Here is a 21,826-nt window from a genome sequence, read left to right as displayed (position 1 = left end):
AGCGCGCATCGCCCCGATCCGTCCCCGCCGGATACGGTACGGGTGTGCTGGTCCTGGGAGTGTGTTCGCTGAAGGGTGGCGTCGGGAAGACGTCCGTGACGCTCGGCTTGGCTTCGGCTGCCCTGGAGCGGGGACTGCGCACCCTGGTGGTCGACCTCGATCCGCAGGGTGACTCCACGCTCGCGTTGGCCACCGCACCGGCCGCGGGGTCGGTGGCCGAGGTCCTGGACGAGCCGGGGCTGGAGACGCTGAACGCCGCGACGGCCGCCAGCGCATGGGCGGACCAGGGCCTGGACGTGCTGGTGGGGTCGCCCGACTCCGCGCGGCATGACGGCTACGGCCACGACGGCAGCACCCGAGAGCTCGACCGGCTGCGGTTCGCGCTGGCCTGGCTGCACTCCTACGACCTGGTGCTGATCGACTGCCCGCCCTCGCTCGGCGGCCTGACCCGCACCGGGCTGACCGCCTGCGACCGCGCCATTGTCGTCACCGAGCCGGGACTGTTCGCGGTGACCGCGGTCGGCCGCGCCATGCGCACGATCGATGACCTGCGCCGGGGCCCGGCCGGACAGTTGCAGCCGCTGGGTGTGGTGGTGAACCGGGTCAAGGCGCGCTCCATCGAGCAGGCCTTCCGGCTGGAGGAGCTGAGCGGGCTCTACGGTCCGCTGGTGCTCAACCCGTTCGTTCCGGAGCGTGCCGCACTGCAGCAGGCTCAGGGTGCTGCGCAGCCGATCCATGCGTGGCCTGGACAGGGCGCGCGTGACCTCGCCGCGAGCTTCGACCAGTTGCTCGACCGGGCCCTGCGGGCACCCCGCACCTGACTTACCCGATCCTGCGATCCACCACCGGGGATACCCCGACACGGCCAGGGCGCATCGAGTCTGCGGCCCGACGGACGACCGCTGCGTGAGACTCCCTCACACAGCGGGACGACGAGGCGGGTCAGCCCGCGTTGCGGCGTGCTGCGCGGCGTGCGGCCAACTCATCCTGCGGGGAGTCGAGCACCGGCCCGTCCTCGGCCCGCTCGGTCGGTAGCTGGGCCAGTGAACCCTCGACCTCGCGCCAGACCCGACCGACGGCGATCCCGAACACGCCCTGTCCGCCCTGCACCAGGTCAATGACCTCATCGGCAGAGGTGCACTCGTACACCGAGGCACCGTCCGACATCAGGGTGATCTGCGCCAGGTCGTCCACGCCCCGCTCGCGCAGGTGGCCGACGGCGGCCCGGATCTGCTGCAGGGAGACGCCGGTGTCCAGCAGTCGCTTGACGACCTTGAGCACCAGGATGTCGCGGAAGGAGTAGAGGCGCTGGGTACCGGAGCCGTGTGCGGGACGGACAGTCGGCTCGACCAGACCGGTGCGCGCCCAGTAGTCCAGCTGGCGGTAAGTGATCCCGGCCGCGCGGCAGGCGGTGGGACCGCGGTAGCCGGAGGCGGTGTCGAGGTCAGGCAGCTCGTCCCCGAACAGGAGGCCCTGTGCCCGCTGCGGGATGCTGCCGGCAGCGTCGGCGGTCTGCTCGGTGCCGGTCACGGGTGCCTCCGAAGTGTCCGAACCGCCTGGTCGGCGGTACGTGGGAACTGGTGTCAACGCTAGGCCCGGGGACTGACACGGTCAACGACCGCCGACTCGCGGAGAGCGGGCGTGTCGCGGTCGGCGTGTCTTACCTTCGACCTGAGGTTGAAGCTACTCGTTCTCGCTGCTCGATGCAGGCGACGCGCCGTCATCGCCAAAATCTTCTGGTTCGACCTGATCCAGGAACTCGCGGAAGCGCTCAACCTCAGCCTCCGAGTCACCGGATTCCCCGTCCGGACCGTCCGTGACCTGCGCCTCGACACCGGCCTGGGCCAGCACATCCACCGCGCACAGCACCGGGCAATCCATCCGCACCGCCATGGCCAGGGCGTCCGAGGCGCGGGCGTCCACCCGCTCCTCCTCCCCCAGCACCAGCGCCGCATGGAAGATGCCACCGGACAGTTCGGTGATCTCCACCCGGGTTAACCGGGTGCCCATCGTCTCCAGCACCGCGCGCAACAGGTCATGGGTCATCGGGCGGGGCGGGACGATCCCGGCCTGTGCCGTGGCGATGGCAGCCGCCTCCACCGGCCCGATCGAGATCGGCACCACCAACTCCCCCACTGGCTCGAGCAGCAGCACGACAAGCTCGTCGTCATCGGGATGGCGGCGGACGCCGAGCACCTCCACCTGGACCAAGTCGTCGTGCATGCCGCCACGCTACGGCGGTCAAGGTGCCCCGCGCGAGAGGGACCGGTCAGTCGGTGAGTCCGGCCACGCCACCGCGCAGCAGCGCCGTGTGCAGACGCCCGCACAGCTCCCCCACCTCGGCGGCGGTGGTGCTGGCCCGGCCCCGGGCGGAGGGCGAGTTCTGACCGCGCCACGGAGCAACGACGGTCTCGACCAGATCGAGTTGCCGGTCCGCAGCGGTGCGGAAGGTGCGCAGGTGCCGGGCCTGCAAACCGTGCTCGGCCAGGGCCGCCGCAGCGATGACGACCTCCTTGGCCCAGTCGTCCAGATGCCCGGAGGCCGACGGGCGCAGCACACCGGCATCGATGAGGTCAGTGACCACTGCCGGATCGACCGCCACCTCGACGGCAAGCTCCGCGGGCGTGTACCGGCCGTCCCCGTGCTGGGCGCGCACCACCCCGTCCTCGGCGACCACCCGGGCGGTCGGCGCGGGCTCGGTCGCAATGCCGGCGTCCAACTCGGCCAGCCGCTCGCCGATCACCTTGAGCGGCACATACCGATCCCGCTGCTCACGCAGCACAAAGCGCAGCCGCTCCAGGTCGGCGGGGCTGTACTGGCGGTACCCGGCCGGGGTCCGGACCGGGTCCACCAGCCCCTGCTCCTCCAGAAAGCGCAGCTTGGAGTTGGTGACGGCGGGGAACTCCACCCGCAGCGCGGCCAGCACGTCGGATATCCGCATGGTCGCAGCACGGGACAGTCCGCGCGGCCACGGCTCCGGGGTGGGCTGTGCAGCGGCGTGATCGACTCGGATGGGGCCGGGCTGCTCGGAGGCCGCCCGTGCCGGGCGTGCCGCCATCAGGCGTCGGCGCCGCGGTGGGCCGCCGGGCTCGGGTGGAAGGTCATCCGGAACTTGCCGATCTGCACCTCGTCACCGGCGCGCAGGACCACAGAGTCGATCCGTTCCCGATTGACGTAGGTGCCGTTCAGCGAACCGATGTCCCGAACCAGGAAGTCGTCGAGCTCCCGCACGAACTCCGCGTGCTTGCGCGACACCGTCACATCGTCGAGAAAGATGTCCGCATCCGGGCTGCGCCCGGCGACGGTGCGGTCGGCGTCCAGCAGGAACCGGGCACCCGATCCCGGGCCACCACGCTGCATGATCAGCAGAGCGGAGGTGCGCGGCAGCGCCTGCACGGCGGCGGCCTGCTCCGCGGTCAGACCCGCCGGAGCGACGGGGTCGACGTCCAGCGGTCCGAGATTGCCGAAGGCGAGGGTGGTGTCCTCTGGGCGCGGCCCGTCCTGACCGCCGGCCCCGAAAGCACCGGGCACCTGCTGCTCGTCGCTCATGCCACCTCCCACTTCACCGCCCCGACCTGCGCCGGGGTTCTGCGGACAGCCTAGGGTGCGCGCGGGCGTGACGCACACCCCGTTCCTGTGTGTTTACTCCCCGGGGACCGGCTCCGGGGTGGCGTACTGCGGCTCGGTCAACGTGCGCAGCGCGGTGATCTGGACCAGGTCGCGCTGCTCGACCCGCGCGGTCCCGCCGTCGATCTGCACCTTGGCCACCGCACCACCCGGGATGGCCATCGCGGTGGACATCGTCTCCGGATCACCGATCGCCGACCAGAGATACGGCGGTAACACCGGCACGTCGTTGACCTCGATGCCGCCGCCCGTGCTCACGATGGACGAGCTGGCGGTCACCCGCTGGTCGTTGATCTGGACCGCCTCCGCCCCGGCATTGCGCAGTTCCTCCAGCAGGTTCAGCAGCGTCAATGCGGAGACCGCGCGGCTGGGGTCCTCGACGGTGATCTGCACGCCCGGACCCTGTGCGGGCAACCGACCGGAGAGGATGCCCTGGGCCGTGGCAGATCGGGTCGCCGCCTCCAACGCTGCTTCCCGGCTGGTGGAGCCCGAGCGCAGCTCCTGGCGGGTCTGCTCCAGATCGTTCACCTGGTCGGCAAGCTGGTCGGCCTGGCGGGTGGTCTGGTCCAACAGGCTCACCAACTCGGACTGGCGCATCGTCGACAGCGAGTCCTCCCCGGTGGAGCGCACCTGCAAGGCAATGGCGAAGCCGAGCAGCGCGCACAGCACACCGGTGAGCACCTGCGCGGTGGTGGCCCGGGGCTTGAGCGCGCGGGCCAGGGTGCGCCACCCGTCGGCTGCGGACCGCTCGGCGACCTCCGGGGCGGGCTGCGGCGGCACGTCCTGATCGGAGCGCTCCGGGCGCGGGTCGGCGGTCATGCTTTGAACAGGTGCCGCCGGATCGCGGCCACATTGGAGAAGATCCGGATGCCCAGCACGACGACCACACCGGTGGACAGCTGCGACCCGACACCCAACTGGTCGCCGAGGAACACGATCAACGCGGCGACCACCACATTCGACAGGAACGACACCAGGAACACCCGGTCGTCGAAGATCCCGTCCAGCACCGCCCGCAAGCCGCCGAAGAGCGCATCCAGCGCGGCGACCACGGCGATGGGCAGGTAGGGCTGCAACTCCGCGGGGATGGTCGGTTCGAAGACCAGTCCGGCGATCACGCCGAGGGCCAGACCGATGACGGCGATCACTCAGCTCTCCTCCGGGTCGGGGACGTCCAGTGTGGCAGCAGGGTCCTGCACCACCGATACACCCTCGGGCAGGGTGGCGGACCGGAGCGTGCGGGCGGCGATGCCCGGTAGGTGCAGCTCCGGCTGGGCGCTGGTGTGCACGCCGATCCCGTAGGTCGACTGCAGCACGGCCAACAGCTGCCCGGCGGTGGAACGGGCCATCGCGGTCTGCATGCCCTGTGGATCGCCGATGGCCTCCACGGTGTACGGGCCGACCAGCGGCACGACATCCACCAGGATCGCGTCGCCCGCGGTGCGGATCGCGGTGGTGGTGGACAGGCGCTGCCCGTTGACCGCGATGGCCTCCGCTCCGGCATTCCACAGCCCGTTGACCACCGTTTGCAGGTCCGAGTCGCGCACCCGGGAGTCCGGGTCGGTCTCCGGGTCCTCCACATCCGCATCGGTGAGGGTGATCCGGAGGCCCTCGCCGTACACCGCGGTCGCACCGGTGAGCAGCTGATCGGCCGCCAACTGGTCCACCAGCGGGGAGTCCGCATCCGACAGCGCGGCAGTCTGGAGCGAGTCGATCTCCGCGGCGAGGTCGGTGGACCGGGCGCGCAGCTCGTCCAACTCGGCGGTGCGCTCAGTGATCTGCCCGGCGAGCACGTCACGGGCGGCCAAGGCTCCGGGTTGCGGGGCGCGCAACGCAGCCACCGACCAGGTGAAGGCCGCCCCGAGGATCACGGCCAACACCGCCACGGCGGCGGTGCCCCAGGAGGTGTGCCGGGGCGGATGTCCCTCGCGGGCACGACGGTCGGCCACTGCCCGGTACCCGGGGTCGAGAGGGTTCCGCATGACATCCGTGATCACGGACATCGAGGCATCGCGCCGCCGAGGGGCTGCCACGTCAGGCGGTGGCCGGGCGGGTGTCGTCACGCATGATCAGCGGCCAGGCCTGGCGGACGTAGAGCAGCCCCGCGAACCAGTACAGGACGATCCCCCACCAGGCGAAGGCCCAGCCGAAGACCGACGCCAGCGCGCCGATCACCCCGCCCCAGTGCGCCAGCAGCAGCAGCGGGAAGGCGTAGAGCAGCGCGAATGTCCCGGCCTTGCCCGCCAGGTGCACCTGCAACGGGCCGTAGCCGCGACGGGCGAGCAGCAGGAGCAGCACCAGGAGCATCGCCTCCCGGGCCAGCAGCACCGCGACCATCCACCATGGGACGACGCCGCGCATGGCCAACCCGAGCAGCGTGATCAGGATGAACAGCCGGTCGGCGGCCGGGTCGAGCACCTGCCCCAACCGGGACGCCTGCCCCAGGCGGCGGGCCAGCACTCCGTCCAACCAGTCGGACGCACCGGACCCGGCAAGCACCACCAGCGCCCAACCGTCGTGGCCCTGAGCGATGAGGACCGCGAACACCGGCACCATCAACAACCGGATGAAGCTGATCACGTTGGGGATCGTCCACACGCGGTCGCTGATCTCGGGCTGCGCCACGGGCACCTCCCCATCGTTTGCGGTCCGCTCGGCAGGGGACATCCTATGCGGCCACAGCGCGTTCACCGGGACTTCCGACGCGCGGACCAGCGGCGTGGCGTGCTTCGCTGGTCCGATGCGCAATGACCCCGCCGTGATCCGCCGACTGTTGACCTCCCCCGGCACCTGGGCGGTGGTGGGACTGTCCACCAACACGGCACGGGCGGCCTACGGGGTGTCCGCGGTGCTCCAGGATCTCGGCCACACCATCGTGCCGGTGCATCCGCGCGCCGAGACCGTGCACGGGGCACCCGGGGTGGCCGCACTGGCGCAAATCGACACGCCGGTGGATGTGGTCGACGTCTTCGTCAACGCGGGGCTGGCCGGGCAGGTCGTCGACCAGGCCATCGCCATCGGGGCCGGTGCGGTGTGGTTGCAGCTCGGGGTGGTGGACGAGGACGCGGCGGCGCGGGCGGAGGCCGCCGGTCTGGACGTGGTGATGGACCGGTGTCCGGCCATCGAGGCCCGTCGACTCGGCGTGGGTGGCTGACGTCACGCCGTGATCGACGCGACGCGGGAGTAGACTGGCCGCTCCTGACGGAGTCCGTCGCCAATCCCGTGTGGCTGTGCTGAGGCCTGATCTGTGCCTCGATGTGGGTGTGGGGAGCGCGCGACCGGTGCCCGGCCGAACCGGCTGCCACTGAACGCCGTCTCCCCCAACGAAGGCGTGTTGCATGACTGTGCTTGACCCTGCCCTGCCCACCACCGACTCCGCTGAGACCACCTTCGCGGACTTGGGCCTGCCCGCCGCGCTGCTCGACGCGGTGACCCGGATGGGCTTCACCACTCCGACTGCGATCCAGGCAGAGGCGATCCCGGCGCTGCTGTCCGGCCGCGACATCACCGGTGTCGCGCAGACCGGCACCGGCAAGACCGCTGCCTTCGGCCTGCCGCTGCTCGCTGCGATCGACCCCGAGCTCGCCGAGGTCCAGGCCCTGGTGCTCGCCCCCACCCGTGAGCTGGCCCAGCAGGTCGCCGAGGCGCTGAGCAGCTTCGCCCGCGGGATCGACGGCCTGGAGGTCGTGGCGGTCTACGGCGGATCGCCGTTCCTGCCGCAGGCCCGCTCGCTCAAGCGTGGCGCCCAGGTCGTGGTGGGCACCCCTGGACGGGTGATTGACCACCTGGACCGCGGCACCATGACGCTGGACGGCGTGAAGTTCCTGGTGCTGGACGAGGCCGACGAGATGCTGCGGATGGGCTTCGCGGAGGACGTCGACCGGATCGCCTCGGCTGCCCCGAAGGAGCGTCAGGTCGCGCTGTTCTCCGCCACCATGCCGCCGCAGATCCGTCGGGTCGCCAACGACCATCTGAATGACCCGGTGGCGATTCAGGTCGCCCGGCAGTCCTCCACCGTCGCCTCGGTGCGTCAGACCTACGCCGTCGTGCCCTTCCGCCACAAGGCGGGTGCGCTGGCCCGGGTGCTGGCGGTCACCGAGGCCGAGGCTGCGATCGTGTTCGTCCGGACGCGGTCCGCCGCGGAGGACGTGGCGGTGTCGCTGGTCGAGCGCGGCATCGCGGCGGCCTACATCTCCGGTGATGTCGCCCAGGGTGACCGGGAGAAGATCGTCGAGCGGGTGCGCTCCGGTGCGATCTCCGTGCTGGTGGCCACTGATGTCGCCGCCCGCGGCCTGGACATCGACCGGATCGGTCTGGTCGTGAACTTCGATGTGCCCGGTGAGCCCGAGGCCTATGTGCACCGGATCGGTCGCACTGGCCGTGCGGGTCGCACCGGCGAGGCGCTGACCTTTGTCACGCCGAATGAGAACGGCAAGCTGCGTTCCATTGAGCGCACCACCCGGCAGACGCTGGAGCAGGTGCAGATCCCCTCCCCCGCGGATGTCTCCGCGCATCGGGTGGCGCAGCTGCTCGCCCGTGTCCCGGAGCGGCACGCCAAGGGCCGTCTGGAGCTGTACCGCACCGCCGCGAACGACTTCCTGGCCGCACACCCGGAGCTGGACGCCACCGCACTGGTCGCCACCCTGGCTGCGCTGGCGGTCGGCGACGAGGGTCCGACGCCGCGTGCGGAGCAGGGCGACGACCTGGACGACGCGCTGTCCCGGGCGAGCCTGCGCGACACCGGTCGCTCCAGCGACCACGGCGACCGTCCGGCCCGCACCCGGAATGCCTCCCGTCCGACCGGTGGCCTGCGCTACCGGGTCGCGGTGGGCCGCAACCACGGCGTGCAGCCGGGTGCCATCGTCGGCGCGCTAACGAACGAAGGCGGTCTGACCGGGCAGGACCTGGGCAAGATCGACATCTTCAGCAGCTTCTCGCTGGTGGAGATCCCCGGCGGTCTCAGCCCGGAGGCTTTTGACCGGATCGGTCGGGCCCGAGTGGCCGGTCGTCCGCTGCGCATCCAGGCCGACCAGGGCCCGCGCCCGTCCCGCGGTGGACCGGGTACCGGCTCCCGCGGTGGGGACGGTCCGCGTCGGGAACACCGCGAATTCTCCGGCGGTGCCCGTCGGCACGAGGGCGGTCCGCGCCGCCCCTCGGACGACCGCCGCGCCGGCCGCTCCCCGAGCCGCGAGCGGTACTGAGCGCAGCGCGCTGCGCTGAACTGCGCACGCGACCTGGCCACGCCGCGGAGCACGCGGCCCTGAGCTCCGCATAGTGAGGGCGTCACCCCACGGGGCGTGACGCCCTCACTATGCGACCCCGCAGTCCGACACCTCCTCGATGTGCCACTTCTTGAGGCGATTCGAGCGGAATGCGGCTCAGAAACTGACACATCGCCGTCCCGGACCGGGTCTGTAGGCGTCAGCGCACGGCCTTACCCGTGAGGACCCGTGGGCTCATCGATGTGCCACTTTCTGAGGCGACTCGGGCGAATTGTGGCTCAGAAAGTGGCACGTCGGCGAGGGCCCGCCGCGCGATGCGAGGTCGAGCGCTCGGGGGACGGTTCGCGCGCGGGTGGCGGTTCTCGTGAGAGTCGAGTGCGGGAGCCAGTTCCCGCGAGAGTCGAGCGCGCGGGGCGTGCGCGCGGTCAGATCGCGCGGGCGACTGCCGCGATGAACTCGTCGACGTCCTGCTCGGTGGTGTCGAAGGCGCACATCCAGCGGACCTCACCGGTCGCCCGGTTCCAGTCGTAGAAGAACGCGGCCTGCTCCCGCAGTCGGTCCGCCACACCGAGCGGGAGTGCGGCGAACACGCCGTTCGCCTGGGTGGGCTGGGTGATCCGCACCCCGGGGATGGCAGCGACTCCGGTGGACAGGCGGGCGGCCATCGCATTCGCGTGCTGAGCCGATCGCAGCCACAGGTCACCCTCGAACAGCGCCAGCAGCTGCGCGGAGACGAAGCGCATCTTGGAGGCCAGCTGCATATCGACCTTGCGCTGGAACTCGATGCCCGGGGTCGCCCCCGGGTCGAGCACGACGACGATCTCCCCGAACAGCGCACCGTTCTTGGTGCCGCCCAGGCTGATCACATCGACGCCGACATCGGTGGTGAAGGCCCGCATCGGTAGGTCCAGGGCCGCGGCGGCATTCGCCAACCGGGAACCGTCGACATGCACCCGCAGACCCAGGCCGTGCGCGTGCGCGGTGATCGCGGCGATCTCGGCCGGGGTGTACAGCGTGCCGACCTCGGTGGACTGGGTGATCGAGACCACGCCGGGCTGGGCGCGGTGCTGATCGCCGAATCCGTGCGCCTGCCGGTCGATCAGCTCGGGGGTGAGCTTGCCGTCCGCCGTGGGGACCGTGAGCAGCTTGATCCCGCCGACCCGCTCGGGTGCGGCGTTCTCATCGGTGTTGATGTGGGCGGTGTCGGCGCAGATCACCGCACCCCAGCGCGGCAGCATCGTCTGCAGGGCGAGCACATTGGCTCCGGTCCCGTTGAACACCGGGTAGCCGACCGCTGTGGGCCCGAAGTGCCCCTGCAGCACCTCCTGCAGCCGGGCGGTGTAGACATCCGCACCGTAGGCCCGCTGGTGGCCACCGTTGGCGGCGGCGAGGGCCGCGAGGACCTCGGGGTGCACCCCGGCGTAGTTGTCGGAGGCGAAGGTTCGGGCTGTGATGTCGTGCAGGGTGTCCACGGGGACCATTCTGCCGCCGCCGGTGGGGTGCTCCGGTCAGGGGGTGGGGTCGACCCCGGCGGCCAGCTTCGCGCGGCAGTCGGCGCAGGTGCCGACCAGCTCAATGGTGTGGGCCACGTCGCTGAATCCGTGGGTGGCTCCGACCTGGTCCGCCCAGGACTCCGCGCCGGGGCCGTCGATCTCCACGGCGGTGCCGCAGTACCGGCACATCAGGTGGTGGTGATGGGTGCGTCGCGCGCAGCGCCGGTAGACCGACTCCCCCTCCGGGGACCGCAGGACGTCGACCTCGCCCTGTTCGGCGAGGGTCTGCACCGCGCGGTAGACGGTGGCCAGCCCGGTGGTGGACCCGTTGGCCTTGAGCATGTCGTGCAGCTGCTGGGCGGAGCGGAACTCGTCCAGGTTGTCCAGCAAGGAGAGGATCTCCGTGCGCTGACGGGTGGTGCGCTGCGCGACAGCCATCGGGTTCCTCTCTCTCACCGCCGGATCGACCAGCCATGGTAGGCCACGAGCCGGGGACCCCATCGGGATCCCCGGCTCGTGAACAGTGCGGATCGCCCGGAGATTCCGGGCGTCAGCTCACTTGGCGACGGCGCGCTTGAGAACCGAGCCCGCGGTGATCTTGACCCGGTAGCCGGCGGCGATGTCCATCGCCTCACCGGTCTGCGGGTTGATGCCCTTGCGAGCGGCGCGCTCGGCGCGGGAGACCGCGAACAGGCCCGGGATGGTCACGGACTCGCCGGCGGACAGCTGCTCGACCAGGACCTCCTGGAAGGCCTTGAGGGCGGCGTCGGCGGCGGTGTTGGTCAGACCGGCCTTGGCGGCGATGGCCTGGACGAGCTCAGTGCGGTTCACGCTCACGGATGTGCTCCTTGTGGATCGGACTCGGTGGTCGGGGGGTAGACCGGGTCCCCACAAGCGTGGTGAAACCGGCGGACCGACGGCCAAGACCATAACGGGAGCACGCCCCTGCGGTGCAATGACGCGGCACGGCGTGTCTATCTGGAGGGTCGACTGCGTGCGTTCAGGTGGTCCACCAGGGTGGCAAGTGGCCATGCATTGAGCAGTCGATCGGGTCCGATGCGGTGGTGGGCGGCACGCTGGCATCCGACCGGCTGCCAGGCCAGCTGACCGGGGGCGTGTGCGTCGGTGTCGATGGTGAACAGGCAGCCCGCGTCCACCGCGATGGTCAGCAGATCGTGCGGCGGGTCGAGGCGGTCGGGGCGGCAGTTGATCTCCACCGCGACGCCGTGTTCGGCGCAGTCGGCGAACACCGCCTCGGCGTCGAATGTGCTGGCAGGACGCTTGCGCGGCCCGTTCAGCTGCCGCCCGGTGCAGTGTCCGAGCACGTCCACCTGCGGGTTGGCGACCGCGGCGCGCATCCGCCGGGTCATTGCCTCGCGATCCATCCGGAGCTTGGAGTGCACCGAGGCCACCACCACATCCAGCCGGTCCAGCAGCTCGGGCTCTTGGTCGAGCGATCCGTCGTCCAGGATGTCCACCTCGATCCCGCTCAGCACTCGGAACGGGGCGATGGCGGCGTTCAGCGCGTCGATCTGGTTCAGCTGAGCGCGAAGTCGGGCCGGAGACAGCCCCGAGGCGATGGTCAGACGTGGTGAGTGGTCGGTGATGGCCAGGTACTCATGCCCGAGCTCCATCGCGGCGAGCACCATCTCCTGGATGGGGGTGGCACCGTCCGAGGCCTCGGAGTGCGCATGCAGGTCGCCGACCAGGGCCGCGCGGAGGGCGGCGGCATCCGCATCGAGCTCTGGTTCGGGGTATGTGCGTTCCAGATCGTCCAGGTAGGGCTGCGGCCCGCCGTGCGCAGCCGTGGTGGCGACCTCGGCGGTGCGGGCACCGACGCCGGGCAGATCGGTCAGGGTGCCGGTGCGGATGCGCTGGTCCAGCTCGTCGGCAGACAGTGGTTCGAGGGTGCGGACCGCGCTGCGGAAGGCCTCGGCGCGGTAGCTGGTCGCTCCCCCGCGTTCGAGCACGTAGGCGGCTCGGCGCAGGGCGGCGACGACGGTGGCGGGCAGGTCGGGATCGGGTGTCGGCATCGGCGGATCAGCTGGCGCGCTTGGTGGCGGGCTTCTTCGCGGCGGCCTTCGCCGCAGTGGTCTTCGTGGCCGCAGGCTTGGCGCTGGTGGGCTTGCTGGTGGTGGGCTTGCTGGTCGCGGGCTTCTTGGCTGCGGGCTTCTTGGCTGCGGGCTTCTTCGCGGCCGGCTTCCGGGTGGACGTCGACGAGTCCGCGGAGCCCCGGTCGGAGGTCGCGGTCGCGGACCCGCGGGCGGCCTTCGCCCCGGAACCCCCGGAGGACTTCCCCGTTGCCTTCCGTGCGGGCTTCGACTCCGCCGACGACTCCCCGCGCGCGGACCGGGCCTTGTCCACACTCCGTTGCAGCGCGGCCAGCAGGTCGACCACCTCGCCGCCGGAGCCGCCCTCGCCGACCTCCTCGACCTCGGGGCGGTCCTGCACGCTGCCGGAGCTGAGTTTGGCCTCGATCACCGACTCCAAGGCCGCGCTGTACCGGTCCTCGAACCCACTGGGGTCGAAGTCACCGGCCAGCTGCTCCACCAGCGAGGACGCCATCGCCAACTCCTGGGGGCGCACCTGCACGTCGTTGTCCAGGATCGGGAAGTCGGCGGCGCGCACCTCATCCGGCCAGAGCAGGGTCTGGAGGCAGATCACGTCGTCGCGGACCCGGAGCACCGCCATCGACTCCCGCTGCCGGAGCGCGACCTTCACCACGGCCATGCGGTCGGTGGCGGTGAGGGCCTCGCGCAGCAGGGCGTAAGGCTTGGCGGCGGTGCGGTCGGGCTCCAGGTAGTAGGTCTTGGCCAGCAGGATCGGGTCGACCTGGTCGGCGGGGACGAACTCCAGCACCTCGATCTCGCGCTCGGTGGACAGCGGCAGCTCCGCGAGGTCCTGATCAGTGAGCACCACCAGGCGACCGTCGTCGGTCTCATAGCCCTTGGCGATCTCCGACATCTCGACCGGCTCATCCTCGATGGCGCAGACCCGGCGGTAGCGGATTCGACCGCCGTCCTTCGTGTGGACCTGGTGCAGTGGGACGTCGTGCTCACCGGTGGCGGCGTAGAGCTTGACCGGCACATTGACCAGCCCGAAGGCCACCGCACCCTTCCAGATTGCGCGCATCGTCGTCTCCCTCCGGTGCGTGGACGTCCGATGCCGCTCCGGATCGCGGCATCATCGGTTCTGTCGGCAGGATGGACCCGTGCAGCCCATGCTCGCCACCGCAGCGACTCCCCCGGACTCCCCGCCGCTGGGCCCGGACTGGCGCTACGAGGTCAAGTGGGACGGGGTGCGGGTCCTGGCGGACACCACGGCGGGCCGGTTGCGGCTCCTGGGGCGCAACGGTCGCGACGCGATGGCTGCGTACCCGGAGTTGCGGGCGCTGGACGCGCTGCCGGGCGCGGTGTTGGACGGCGAGGTGGTGGCGATGCGCGATGGCGCGCCTTCCTTCGCGGCGCTGGCCGAGCGGATGCATGTGCAGGACCCGGCCCGTGCCGAACGGTTGGCTGCCCGGGTGCCGATCAGCTACGTGGTCTTCGATGTGGTGAGCCTGTACGGGGTGGACCTGAGTGGCAGCGCCCTGGACGAGCGACGGGCCACCTTGGACCGGCTCGACCTGCCGATGCCGGTCACGCTGTCCCCGGTGTACGACGACGGTGCCCTGCTCTGGTCCGCGACCCGGGACCAGGGGTTGGAGGGGGTGGTCGCCAAGCGCGGCGGATCGACGTACCAACCCGGCCGGCGGTCGCCGGACTGGATCAAGGCGGTCCACCGCGCCACCCGGACCGCCCTGGTGTGCGGATGGCGACCGGAGAGCACCGGCTCCGGCCGCTTGGGGGCGCTGTTGTTGGCCGCACCCGGACCGGCGGGTGAGCTGCGCTACCTGGGCCGCGCCGGTTCGGGGCTGACCGGGGCGGTCGCCACCGAGCTGACCCGTCGGCTGGGCCCGCTGACCCGGGAGCAGTCACCGTTGGCCGAACCTGTGCCGCCGATCGACGCCCGTGGCACGGTGTGGGTGCACCCGGAGTTGCTGGTCGACGTGCGTTACCTGGCCCGCACCCCGGCCGGGCGGCTGCGGCACCCGGTGATCCGTGGGCTGCGCGAGGACACCACCGTCGACCCCTGGGAGCAGCGATGAGCGATCAACCGCAGATCGTCCGGGTGGCCGGTCGCGACGTCCGGCTGACCCACCTGGACAAGGTGCTCTACCCCGGCGGCTTCACCAAGGCCGAGGCGGTCGACTACGTCGTGCGGGTCGCTGAGCCGCTGCTCGCCCAGCTTCGGGACCGGCCGGTGACCCGGATCCGATTTCCCGAGGGCGTGACCGGGCAACAGTTCTTTGAGAAGAACACCCCGCGTGGTGCGCCGTCCTGGCTGCGCCGCCAGCGGCTGCACGCTGCGCCCGGGGCGGAGGATGAGGGCAAGGAGCTCGACCTGCCGTTTCTGGACGACGTGGCCGGGCTGGTGTGGGCCACGAATGCCGGGGCGTTGGAGCTGCACACCCCGCAGTGGCGGGTCGGCCCGCGCGGTGGGCTGCGGAATCCGGACCGGCTGGTGATCGACCTGGACCCGGGTGCGCCCGCCGGGTTGGACGCGTGCGCCCAGGTGGCACATCTGGTGGCGGATCGCCTTGCCGAGGACGGCCTGACCCACACGGTGCCGGTGACCTCCGGGTCCAAGGGGTTACAGCTCTACGCGGCGCTGGACGGCAAACGCCCGGTGCTGGAGATCCGGCAGTACGCCCGCGACCTGGCCTACGAGTTGGCCGCCGCCCACCCGGCGCAGGTGGTGGCCACCCAGAACAAGGAGCTGCGCCGGGGCAAAGTGCTGCTGGACTGGTCACAGAACCACCCCGCCAAGACCACGATCACGCCGTATTCGTTGCGTGGCCGGGAGACACTGGCCGTGGCTGCTCCGCGCTGGTGGCCGGAGATCGAGCCGGGTCTGACCCAGCTCACCCCGCAGCAGGTGCTCGGTCGCCTAGCGCAGGACGGGGACCCGTTCGACGGCACCGGAACGTGACATGTCACACGGCGCGCCCCTAGCATGCCGGGGCGTCCGGCCATCAGCCGGGGGCGTTCCGTCAGGGTGACGGGGCGCGTCGGACGCCCAGCACCGAGGTGAGGGCAGCCCCGTGATCCGGATCGGCATCGTCGAGGACGACCCGGCCAGCGCGCAGCTCCTGGTGGACTACCTGGAGCGGTACCGCACCGAACACGACGAGAGCTTCGACGTGCGGGTGTTCGCCGATGGCTCGCAGATCGTTCGCGGCTACCGACCGGACTTCGACATTCTGCTGCTCGACGTGGAGATGCCCGGGCTGGACGGCTTCGCCACCGCCGAGCGGATCCGCGCGGTGGATCGGGACGTGGTGATCGTCTTCATCACGAACATGGCGCAGTACGCGATCCGCGGGTACGAGGTCGATGCCCTCAGCTATGTGCTCAAGCCGGTGGCGTACTTCGCGTTCTCCCAGGAGATCCGGCGATCGCTGGAGCGGATCCGCCAGCGCAGCTCGGAGTACCTGCTGCTGCCGGTGGAGGGCGGGGTGGCCCGAGTCGACGTGGCCGATGTGGTCTTCGCGGAAAGCATGAAACACCGGATCGTGGTGCACACCACCACCGAGCGTTACGGCATGACCGGTGCGCTCAAGACGCTGGAGGCACAACTGACGCCGCACGGCTTCTTCCGGTCGAACTCCTGTTACCTCGTGAACCTGCGGCATGTGCAGGGAGTGCGGCAGAACAGCTGCCAACTGGTCGGTGGGCACGATCTGGTGATCAGCCGACCACGGAAGAAGGCGTTCCTGGCCGCGCTCACCGACTATCTGGGCGGTCGCACGTGGTGATCGGCCAGCAACTCCTGCCGGATATCCCCCGTGAGCTGACCGGTGTCGCCGAGTGGGCGGCCTGCCTGATCTACATCCTGCTGCTGCGCAAGCGACTCCCCCAGCGCCGCCTGGTGCCCGTGCTGGTGCTCGGGCTCGGGGCGCTGATCGGGGTGCAGAAGCTCGCCGGAACGTTCCCCCTGTCGCTGTGGTCGCTCGGCATGGCGCTCGCGATCGGAACGATGTTCCTGGTGATCGCCGCGGCCGCCCGGCTCAGCGTTCGCGAGGCCGGGTACTTCTGTGCCCGCGCTGTGGTGCTGGCCGAGTTGGTGGCGGCGCTGCACTGGCAGCTGCACTGCTACTTCTTTGTCGGACACGGCGACCACCCGCTCGTGCTGCGCGGGCTGGTGTTCGTGCTGGTGTACGGGGGCGTGTTCGCGTTGGCGTGGGTGATCGAGGCCCGCCACTTCCGCCCCGATGCCACCCTCGACATCACCCGACGTGACTTGGCCTCGGCGCTCGCGATCGCCGGAGTGACGTTCCTGGTCAGCAACCTGAGCTTCCTGACCGTGAACAGCCCGTTCAGCGGACGGCTGGGGTCGGAGATCTTCTACATCCGCACCCTGGTGGACCTGTGCGGGTTCGTGGCGCTGTACGCCCAGCAGGGTCAGCATCTCGCGCAGCGGGCCTCGGCGGAGCTGCGCGCCATCGACGAGATCCTGCGCACCCAGCACGAGCAGTACCTGGTCTCCAAGCGGAGCATGGACCGGATCGACCGCAAGTACCACGACCTCAAACACCAGATCGGTGTGATCCGCGCGGAGGTCGACCCCGGTCGGCAGGCCGCCTATCTGGATGAGTTAGAGGCCAGTGTCCAGAGCTACGAGCAGCAGGCGCGCACCGGCAATGGCGTCCTGGACGTCATCCTCACCACCAAGTCGATGGCTGCGGTGGATCGGGACATCGACTTGACCTGCGTGGCGGACGGGCAGGCGTTGAACTTCCTGTCGGTGATGGATATCTGCACCGTGGTCGGCAACGCCCTGGACAACGCTATCGAGGGCGCGCAGGCCGTCCCGGACCCGGATAAGCGCCTGGTCAAAATGGCGCTGCACAGCCGCAACGGGCTGACCGTGTTCACAGTGGAGAACTACTTCTCCGGCGAGCTCGTCACACAGGACGGTCGGATCGTCACCCGGCACGCCGACCGGGACACCCACGGCTACGGCCTGAAGAGCATCCGGTACACCGCGGAGAAGTACGGCGGCTCGATGACGGTGAACACCGCTGGCAACTGGTTCGCACTGCGGGTGCTGCTGCCGGTGCCCGAGGGGCGTCAGCGCTGAGCCGACATCCGGTCCCACAGGCTCAATGCCGAGGCGATGGCCATGTGCATGTCCAGGTACAAGTAGCTGCCCAATCGACCGCCGAAGTGCACCTGCGGCTCGTCAGCCGCCAGCTCCCGGTAGGCGGCCAGGCGTTCCCGGTCGCGCGGGGTGCCCACCGGGTAGTACGGCTCGTCATCCGGGCCCGCGGTGTGCGAGAACTCCCGCATGATGACGGTGCGCTCCTGGCTGTGCCGGTCCTCACGTTCGGGGTGGAAGTGCCGGAACTCGTGGATCCGGGTGAAAGGCACGTCGAGGTCGGCGTAGTTCATCACTGCGGTGCCCTGGAAGTCGCGGGTGTCCAGCACCTCGGTCTCCAGCCGCAGCCCACGCCACCCGAGCGGACCGGCACTGTGATCGAAGTACCGGTCCAGCGGTCCGGTGTACACGATCGGCAGCTGCCCCCGCGTGGCGGTCTTGTTCCAGGGGTGCTCGGGGTCGAAGAAGTCCACGCCGAGGGCCACGTCGATGCGCGGGTGCGAGGCCATCGCCTCGAACCACGCCGGGTACCCGTGGGTGGGCAGGCCCTCATACGGGTCGGAGAAGTATCGGGTGTCGTAGGTGTACCGCACCGGCAGCCGGGTGATCACCGAGGCGGGCAGTTCCCGGGGGTCGGTCTGCCACTGCTTGGCGGTGTAGCCGCGGATGAAGGCCTCGTACAGCGGTCGCCCGATCAGGGAGATCGCCTTCTCCTCCAGGTTCGCCGGCGGGTGACCGGCGAGTTCAGCCGCTTGCTCGGTGACCAGTGCCCGCGCCGCGTCCGGGCCCAGCGCGGTGCCGAAGAACTGGTTCAGCGTGCCCAGGTTGATCGGCAGCGGGTACACCGTGCCGCCGTGGGTGGACAACACCCGGTGCCGGTAGTCGGTGAAAGAGGTGAAGCGGCGCGCGTAGTCCCAGACCCGCTGATTCGCGGTGTGGAAGATGTGCGAGCCGTAGCGGTGCACCTCGATGCCGGTGTCCGGGTCGACCTCGGTGTACGCGTTACCACCCAGATGGAGGCGACGGTCGATCACCTGCACCCGCAGGCCCGAGGCTGCGGCGCGCTCGGCGACGGTGAGCCCGAAGAGTCCGGCACCGACGACAAGCAGATCCATGCGGGGGCAGCCTTTCCGGCGGTGCGGGCGAACCGGCCGAGTGTAGCGAGCGGCATTCGCGCGACAGATCGTGCCGCCGAACCGACAGATCGTGCGTCGAGCGACCTGCCCGGTGGCACGTTCCGCTGTGCTGTGGCCCGAGCCGTCCCGCGGGGCGGTGCGCTGACCGACGTCGCCGGCGACTCCAGCCGTGCGCGCCCACTCGAAGGAGAGTCGTGAGCAGACCGGCAAGGAAGCCGATGAGCAACAAGAAGTACCTGGCGATCTGGGTCCCGGTGCTCAGTGTCGTCCTGGTCCTGGTGGTCGGGGCGAATATCGCCCTGGGCATCTTCTCCAACTGGGTCAGCACCCAGCTGGGCACCGGCACCTACACGATCACCAACGCCGAGGGCACCGAGGACTGGGACACCCAGTACTACGAGGCCGACTACGCCACCGCCGAGGAAGCCGCCGACGCGGCCGACCAGGTGGTGCGTGATATCGCCGCGGAGGGCATCGTCCTGATGAAGAACGAGGGCGACGCACTCCCGCTGGGCGACGACGACCTCAAGGTCACCCTGCTCGGCCGTGCCGCCGCGGACCCGATCTACGGCGGCTCCGGCTCCGGCTCCACCGACACCAGCAGCGCCGTCGACGTGCGCGCGGGTCTGGAGGAGTCCGGCATCGAGGTGAACGACACGGTCTACACCGAGCTGAGTGACTTCGCGAAGGACGCTCCGCGCACCAACATCGTGATGGACCTGCCTGACGACTCCGTCTACGACATCGGCGAGATGCCGGCCGCCGACTACTCCGAGGAGGCCGTCGCCTCCTTCGCGGACTACAGCGACGCCGCCGTGGTCGTGATCGGCCGCGCCGGTGGTGAGGGTGGTGACCTGGCCACCAGCATGGAGGGCTGGGATGACCACTACACCCCCGGTCAGCACCAACTGGAGCTGAACAAGGACGAGCAGGACACCATCGCGCTGGCCACCGAGCACTTCGACACCGTGGTGGTGGTCGTGAATGCCTCGACCAGCATGGAGTTGGGTCTGGTCCAGGAGAATGCCGGGGTCGACGCGGTCCTGCAGGTCGGTTCCCCCGGCCAGAGCGGATTCGCCGCCCTGGGTCAGGTGCTCACCGGTGAGGTCAACCCCTCCGGCCGCACCGTGGACATCTACGCCGCGGACTTCACCCAGGACCCGACATTCGCGAACTTCGGCTCCTACCAGTACTCCAATGTCAACGGCCTGTCCTCCGACGCGAGCATGGGTCTGGACGGCAACGGCTACTTCGTCCAGTACGAGGAGGGCATCTACGTCGGCTACCGGTACTACGAGACTGCCGCCGAGGAGGGCTACCTCGACTACGACCAGGCCGTGGTGTACCCCTTCGGCTACGGCCTGAGCTACACCGACTTCGAGTGGACCGTGCTGGACTCCACCGAGGCCGACGGCACGATCACCACCCAGGTGCAGGTCACCAACACCGGTGACGTGGCGGGCAAGGATGTGGTGGAGCTCTACTACTCCGCGCCGTACATCCCGGGCGGCATCGAGAAGTCTTCGGTGGTGCTCGGTGCCTTCGGCAAGACCGATCTGCTGGAGCCGGGCGAGTCGCAGGCCCTCACCCTGGACCTGGCGGTGGAGGACATGGCCTCCTACGACCAGGACGCCGCGAAGGCCTACGTGCTGGACGCCGGCGACTACCGGCTGACCCTGCGCTCGGACTCGCACACCGTGGTCGCCGACGCGCTGACCTACACCGTGGACGAGACGGTCACCTTCTCCGGTGAGAACCACCGCGAGTCGGACCAGACGGCCGTCACCAACCAGTTCGATGACGTGACCGCGGCCTTCACCGGGGCCGAGGGCCACCCGCACACCATGAGCCGGGCCGACTTCGCCGGGACCTTCCCGACCGCCCCCACCGACGCGGACAAGGTCGCCTCGGAGGAGACCGTCGCCGCCTTCGGTGCCTACGACCACAAGGCCGCGGCCGCCGAATCGGATGCCGAGATGCCGACCACCGGGGCCGAGGGTGACCTCACCCTGATCGACATGCGCGGGCTGGACTACGACGACCCGCAGTGGGACGCGCTGCTCGACCAGCTCACCGTGAACGAGATGACCTCGGTGATGCTGAACGGTGCCTACAACACCGGGGCGATCAACTCGATCGTCAAGGAGGTCACCGGAGACTTCGACGGCCCGGCCGGGTTCAGCTCGTTCATCAACAATGCGATCTCCGGAGTGGCCTACCCCTCCGAGGTGCTGCTGGGCCAGACCTGGAATGTCGAGCTGGCCGAGGCGATGGGCGTGTCCATCGGCAACGAGGGCCTGACCCTGGACGCCAACGGCTGGTACGCCCCCGCGGTGAACCTGCACCGTTCGCCGTTCGCGGGCCGGAACTTCGAGTACTACTCGGAGGACCCGGTGCTCTCCGGTCACCTGGCCACTCACGTGATGAACGGTGCGGCGACCAAGGGGCTGTACGCCTACCTCAAGCACTTCGCGCTGAACGACCAGGAGACCAACCGGGTCAACAACGGCATCGCCACCTGGGCGGATGAGCAGACGATCCGTGAGATCTACCTCAAGGCGTTCGAGCTGCCGATCAAGAACGTCTCGGCGGAGCTGAGCTACATCTCCGACGACCAGGGCACGGTGTCGACCCGGCAGATCGGCGCCACTGCGGTGATGAGCTCCTTCAACCGGATCGGTGACACCTGGGCCGGTGGTTCCCGGCCGCTGATGACCACGGTGCTCCGCGAGGAGTGGGGATTCCAGGGCATCGCGATCACCGACTTCAACCTGTACGACTACATGTACCCGGACCAGGCGGTGATGGCCGGTACGGACCTGATGCTGACCTTCCAGCCGATGAAGTCCTTCGCGGACACCAGCTCGCCGCAAGCGGTGCACAACATCCGCAACTCGGCGCACAACATCCTGTTCGCCGTGGCCAACTCCAACGCCATGAACGGCGTGGCCACCGGGGCTGAGCTGAGCTACACCCCGCCGGCCTGGCGGTACTGGCAGATCGCGATCAGCTCGGTGCTGGGCATCGGTCTGCTGCTGGGTGCCTGGGGCGTCACGCGCCGAGTGCGTCGTCACGCGGGTGCGACGCAGGAGGTCGACGCCACCGCACCGACCGTGGCCGACGACCAGAGCTGACACCAGCTGACCCT

22 protein-coding genes are annotated in these 21,826 nt (G+C 70.0%); 8 read left to right on the top strand and 14 right to left on the bottom strand.

The window, feature by feature from the left end; translation table 11 throughout:
• Positions 1-44 precede the first annotated feature (44 nt).
• Positions 45-821, top strand: a complete 777-nt coding sequence (locus AB0N78_RS01195) for a ParA family protein (protein ID WP_363384741.1) — start codon at positions 45-47, stop codon at positions 819-821.
• 121 nt (positions 822-942) lie between these two features.
• Here the strand turns inward: AB0N78_RS01195 and AB0N78_RS01190 are convergent, their stop codons facing one another.
• From AB0N78_RS01190 to AB0N78_RS01155, 8 genes are all read right to left on the bottom strand, one after another.
• On the bottom strand, positions 943-1,530 hold the full coding sequence (locus AB0N78_RS01190; protein WP_363384738.1) for a MerR family transcriptional regulator: 588 nt from the start codon (positions 1,528-1,530) through the stop codon (positions 943-945).
• Positions 1,531-1,683: 153 nt separating this feature from the next.
• Positions 1,684-2,223, bottom strand: a complete 540-nt coding sequence (locus AB0N78_RS01185) for a bifunctional nuclease family protein (RefSeq protein WP_363384735.1) — start codon at positions 2,221-2,223, stop codon at positions 1,684-1,686.
• 46 nt (positions 2,224-2,269) lie between these two features.
• Positions 2,270-3,058 carry a MerR family transcriptional regulator gene (locus AB0N78_RS01180; protein ID WP_363384733.1) on the bottom strand — a complete coding sequence of 263 codons (789 nt, stop codon included), beginning with the start codon at positions 3,056-3,058 and terminating at the stop codon, positions 2,270-2,272.
• Entirely contained in the window at positions 3,058-3,549 is a 492-nt protein-coding gene (locus tag AB0N78_RS01175; protein WP_363384730.1) for an FHA domain-containing protein, read from the bottom strand. Before AB0N78_RS01175 ends, AB0N78_RS01180 begins: the two co-directional genes overlap by 1 nt.
• 93 nt (positions 3,550-3,642) lie before the next feature.
• Complete coding sequence (locus AB0N78_RS01170; protein WP_363384727.1) at positions 3,643-4,446, bottom strand: DUF881 domain-containing protein; 804 nt, start codon at positions 4,444-4,446, stop codon at positions 3,643-3,645.
• Positions 4,443-4,775 (bottom strand): small basic family protein, encoded by a 333-nt coding sequence (locus AB0N78_RS01165; RefSeq protein WP_168629103.1) that lies wholly within the window; start codon positions 4,773-4,775, stop codon positions 4,443-4,445. Before AB0N78_RS01165 ends, AB0N78_RS01170 begins: the two co-directional genes overlap by 4 nt.
• Positions 4,776-5,609, bottom strand: a complete 834-nt coding sequence (locus AB0N78_RS01160) for a DUF881 domain-containing protein (RefSeq protein WP_363384724.1) — start codon at positions 5,607-5,609, stop codon at positions 4,776-4,778.
• Positions 5,610-5,661: 52 nt separating this feature from the next.
• Complete coding sequence (locus AB0N78_RS01155) at positions 5,662-6,252, bottom strand: CDP-alcohol phosphatidyltransferase family protein (protein ID WP_363384721.1); 591 nt, start codon at positions 6,250-6,252, stop codon at positions 5,662-5,664.
• Between the two features lie 115 nt (positions 6,253-6,367).
• Between AB0N78_RS01155 and AB0N78_RS01150 the strand changes: the two genes are divergently transcribed.
• Together AB0N78_RS01150 and AB0N78_RS01145 are read left to right on the top strand one after the other, a co-directional pair.
• Positions 6,368-6,781, top strand: a complete 414-nt coding sequence (locus AB0N78_RS01150) for a CoA-binding protein (protein ID WP_363384718.1) — start codon at positions 6,368-6,370, stop codon at positions 6,779-6,781.
• Between the two features lie 184 nt (positions 6,782-6,965).
• Positions 6,966-8,828, top strand: a complete 1,863-nt coding sequence (locus tag AB0N78_RS01145; protein WP_363384715.1) for a DEAD/DEAH box helicase — start codon at positions 6,966-6,968, stop codon at positions 8,826-8,828.
• Positions 8,829-9,274: 446 nt separating this feature from the next.
• Here the strand turns inward: AB0N78_RS01145 and AB0N78_RS01140 are convergent, their stop codons facing one another.
• The 5 genes from AB0N78_RS01140 to AB0N78_RS01120 all read right to left on the bottom strand — a co-directional run bounded on the left by AB0N78_RS01140 (position 9,275) and on the right by AB0N78_RS01120 (position 13,474).
• Positions 9,275-10,330, bottom strand: a complete 1,056-nt coding sequence (locus AB0N78_RS01140; RefSeq protein WP_363384712.1) for a beta-eliminating lyase-related protein — start codon at positions 10,328-10,330, stop codon at positions 9,275-9,277.
• Positions 10,331-10,357: 27 nt separating this feature from the next.
• On the bottom strand, positions 10,358-10,780 hold the full coding sequence (locus tag AB0N78_RS01135; protein ID WP_363384710.1) for a Fur family transcriptional regulator: 423 nt from the start codon (positions 10,778-10,780) through the stop codon (positions 10,358-10,360).
• A gap of 117 nt (positions 10,781-10,897) precedes the next feature.
• Positions 10,898-11,179 (bottom strand): HU family DNA-binding protein, encoded by a 282-nt coding sequence (locus tag AB0N78_RS01130; RefSeq protein ID WP_363384707.1) that lies wholly within the window; start codon positions 11,177-11,179, stop codon positions 10,898-10,900.
• Positions 11,180-11,316: 137 nt separating this feature from the next.
• The gene (locus AB0N78_RS01125; protein WP_363384704.1) at positions 11,317-12,375 is read right to left on the bottom strand and encodes a PHP domain-containing protein; all 1,059 of its coding nucleotides are present in this window, start codon (positions 12,373-12,375) and stop codon (positions 11,317-11,319) included.
• A gap of 7 nt (positions 12,376-12,382) precedes the next feature.
• Positions 12,383-13,474, bottom strand: coding sequence for a Ku protein (locus AB0N78_RS01120; protein ID WP_363384702.1), 1,092 nt, complete (start codon positions 13,472-13,474; stop codon positions 12,383-12,385).
• Between the two features lie 88 nt (positions 13,475-13,562).
• Between AB0N78_RS01120 and ligD (AB0N78_RS01115) the strand changes: the two genes are divergently transcribed.
• The 4 genes from ligD (AB0N78_RS01115) to AB0N78_RS01100 all read left to right on the top strand — a co-directional run bounded on the left by ligD (AB0N78_RS01115) (position 13,563) and on the right by AB0N78_RS01100 (position 17,524).
• Positions 13,563-14,489: a non-homologous end-joining DNA ligase gene (ligD, locus tag AB0N78_RS01115; RefSeq protein ID WP_363386203.1), complete on the top strand. Its 927-nt coding sequence runs from the start codon at positions 13,563-13,565 to the stop codon at positions 14,487-14,489.
• Complete coding sequence (gene ligD, locus AB0N78_RS01110; RefSeq protein WP_363384699.1) at positions 14,486-15,373, top strand: non-homologous end-joining DNA ligase; 888 nt, start codon at positions 14,486-14,488, stop codon at positions 15,371-15,373. Before ligD (AB0N78_RS01115) ends, ligD (AB0N78_RS01110) begins: the two co-directional genes overlap by 4 nt.
• Positions 15,374-15,485: 112 nt before the next feature.
• A complete protein-coding gene (locus tag AB0N78_RS01105) occupies positions 15,486-16,199 on the top strand; it encodes a LytTR family DNA-binding domain-containing protein (RefSeq protein WP_363384696.1) in 714 nt (237 codons plus the stop codon).
• Positions 16,193-17,524 carry an ATP-binding protein gene (locus AB0N78_RS01100; RefSeq protein WP_363384693.1) on the top strand — a complete coding sequence of 444 codons (1,332 nt, stop codon included), beginning with the start codon at positions 16,193-16,195 and terminating at the stop codon, positions 17,522-17,524. The genes AB0N78_RS01105 and AB0N78_RS01100 overlap by 7 nt, the downstream gene beginning before the upstream one ends.
• Here AB0N78_RS01100 and glf read toward each other — a convergent pair.
• Entirely contained in the window at positions 17,515-18,657 is a 1,143-nt protein-coding gene (gene glf, locus AB0N78_RS01095; RefSeq protein ID WP_363384690.1) for a UDP-galactopyranose mutase, read from the bottom strand. The two genes, AB0N78_RS01100 and glf, sit on opposite strands and share 10 nt — an antisense overlap.
• Positions 18,658-18,896: 239 nt before the next feature.
• Here glf and AB0N78_RS01090 point away from each other — a divergent pair, with 239 nt between their 5' ends.
• Positions 18,897-21,812 carry a glycoside hydrolase family 3 C-terminal domain-containing protein gene (locus AB0N78_RS01090; protein WP_363384687.1) on the top strand — a complete coding sequence of 972 codons (2,916 nt, stop codon included), beginning with the start codon at positions 18,897-18,899 and terminating at the stop codon, positions 21,810-21,812.
• The last annotated feature ends 14 nt before the right edge of the window (positions 21,813-21,826 follow it).

The organism is Cellulomonas sp. NPDC089187 (assembly GCF_040685135.1).
Lineage (GTDB): Bacteria > Actinomycetota > Actinomycetes > Actinomycetales > Cellulomonadaceae > Cellulomonas.
This window is presented reverse-complemented; position numbering and strand designations above follow the sequence as displayed.

Excerpts from the sequence above, each read along its gene's own strand:
- glf (WP_363384690.1), bottom strand. The coding sequence starts at position 18,657 with ATGGATCTGCTTGTCGTCGGTGCCGGACTCTTCGGGCTCACCGTCGCC.
- AB0N78_RS01185 (WP_363384735.1), bottom strand. The coding sequence starts at position 2,223 with ATGCACGACGACTTGGTCCAGGTGGAGGTGCTCGGCGTCCGCCGCCAT.
- AB0N78_RS01175 (WP_363384730.1), bottom strand. The coding sequence starts at position 3,549 with ATGAGCGACGAGCAGCAGGTGCCCGGTGCTTTCGGGGCCGGCGGTCAG.
- AB0N78_RS01125 (WP_363384704.1), bottom strand. The coding sequence starts at position 12,375 with ATGCCGACACCCGATCCCGACCTGCCCGCCACCGTCGTCGCCGCCCTG.
- ligD (WP_363386203.1), top strand. The coding sequence starts at position 13,563 with ATGCTCGCCACCGCAGCGACTCCCCCGGACTCCCCGCCGCTGGGCCCG.
- AB0N78_RS01160 (WP_363384724.1), bottom strand. The coding sequence starts at position 5,609 with ATGCGGAACCCTCTCGACCCCGGGTACCGGGCAGTGGCCGACCGTCGT.
- AB0N78_RS01170 (WP_363384727.1), bottom strand. The coding sequence starts at position 4,446 with ATGACCGCCGACCCGCGCCCGGAGCGCTCCGATCAGGACGTGCCGCCG.
- AB0N78_RS01140 (WP_363384712.1), bottom strand. The coding sequence starts at position 10,330 with ATGGTCCCCGTGGACACCCTGCACGACATCACAGCCCGAACCTTCGCC.
- AB0N78_RS01180 (WP_363384733.1), bottom strand. The coding sequence starts at position 3,058 with ATGGCGGCACGCCCGGCACGGGCGGCCTCCGAGCAGCCCGGCCCCATC.
- AB0N78_RS01090 (WP_363384687.1), top strand. The coding sequence starts at position 18,897 with ATGAGCAACAAGAAGTACCTGGCGATCTGGGTCCCGGTGCTCAGTGTC.
- AB0N78_RS01120 (WP_363384702.1), bottom strand. The coding sequence starts at position 13,474 with ATGCGCGCAATCTGGAAGGGTGCGGTGGCCTTCGGGCTGGTCAATGTG.
- AB0N78_RS01145 (WP_363384715.1), top strand. The coding sequence starts at position 6,966 with ATGACTGTGCTTGACCCTGCCCTGCCCACCACCGACTCCGCTGAGACC.
- AB0N78_RS01150 (WP_363384718.1), top strand. The coding sequence starts at position 6,368 with ATGCGCAATGACCCCGCCGTGATCCGCCGACTGTTGACCTCCCCCGGC.
- AB0N78_RS01135 (WP_363384710.1), bottom strand. The coding sequence starts at position 10,780 with ATGGCTGTCGCGCAGCGCACCACCCGTCAGCGCACGGAGATCCTCTCC.
- ligD (WP_363384699.1), top strand. The coding sequence starts at position 14,486 with ATGAGCGATCAACCGCAGATCGTCCGGGTGGCCGGTCGCGACGTCCGG.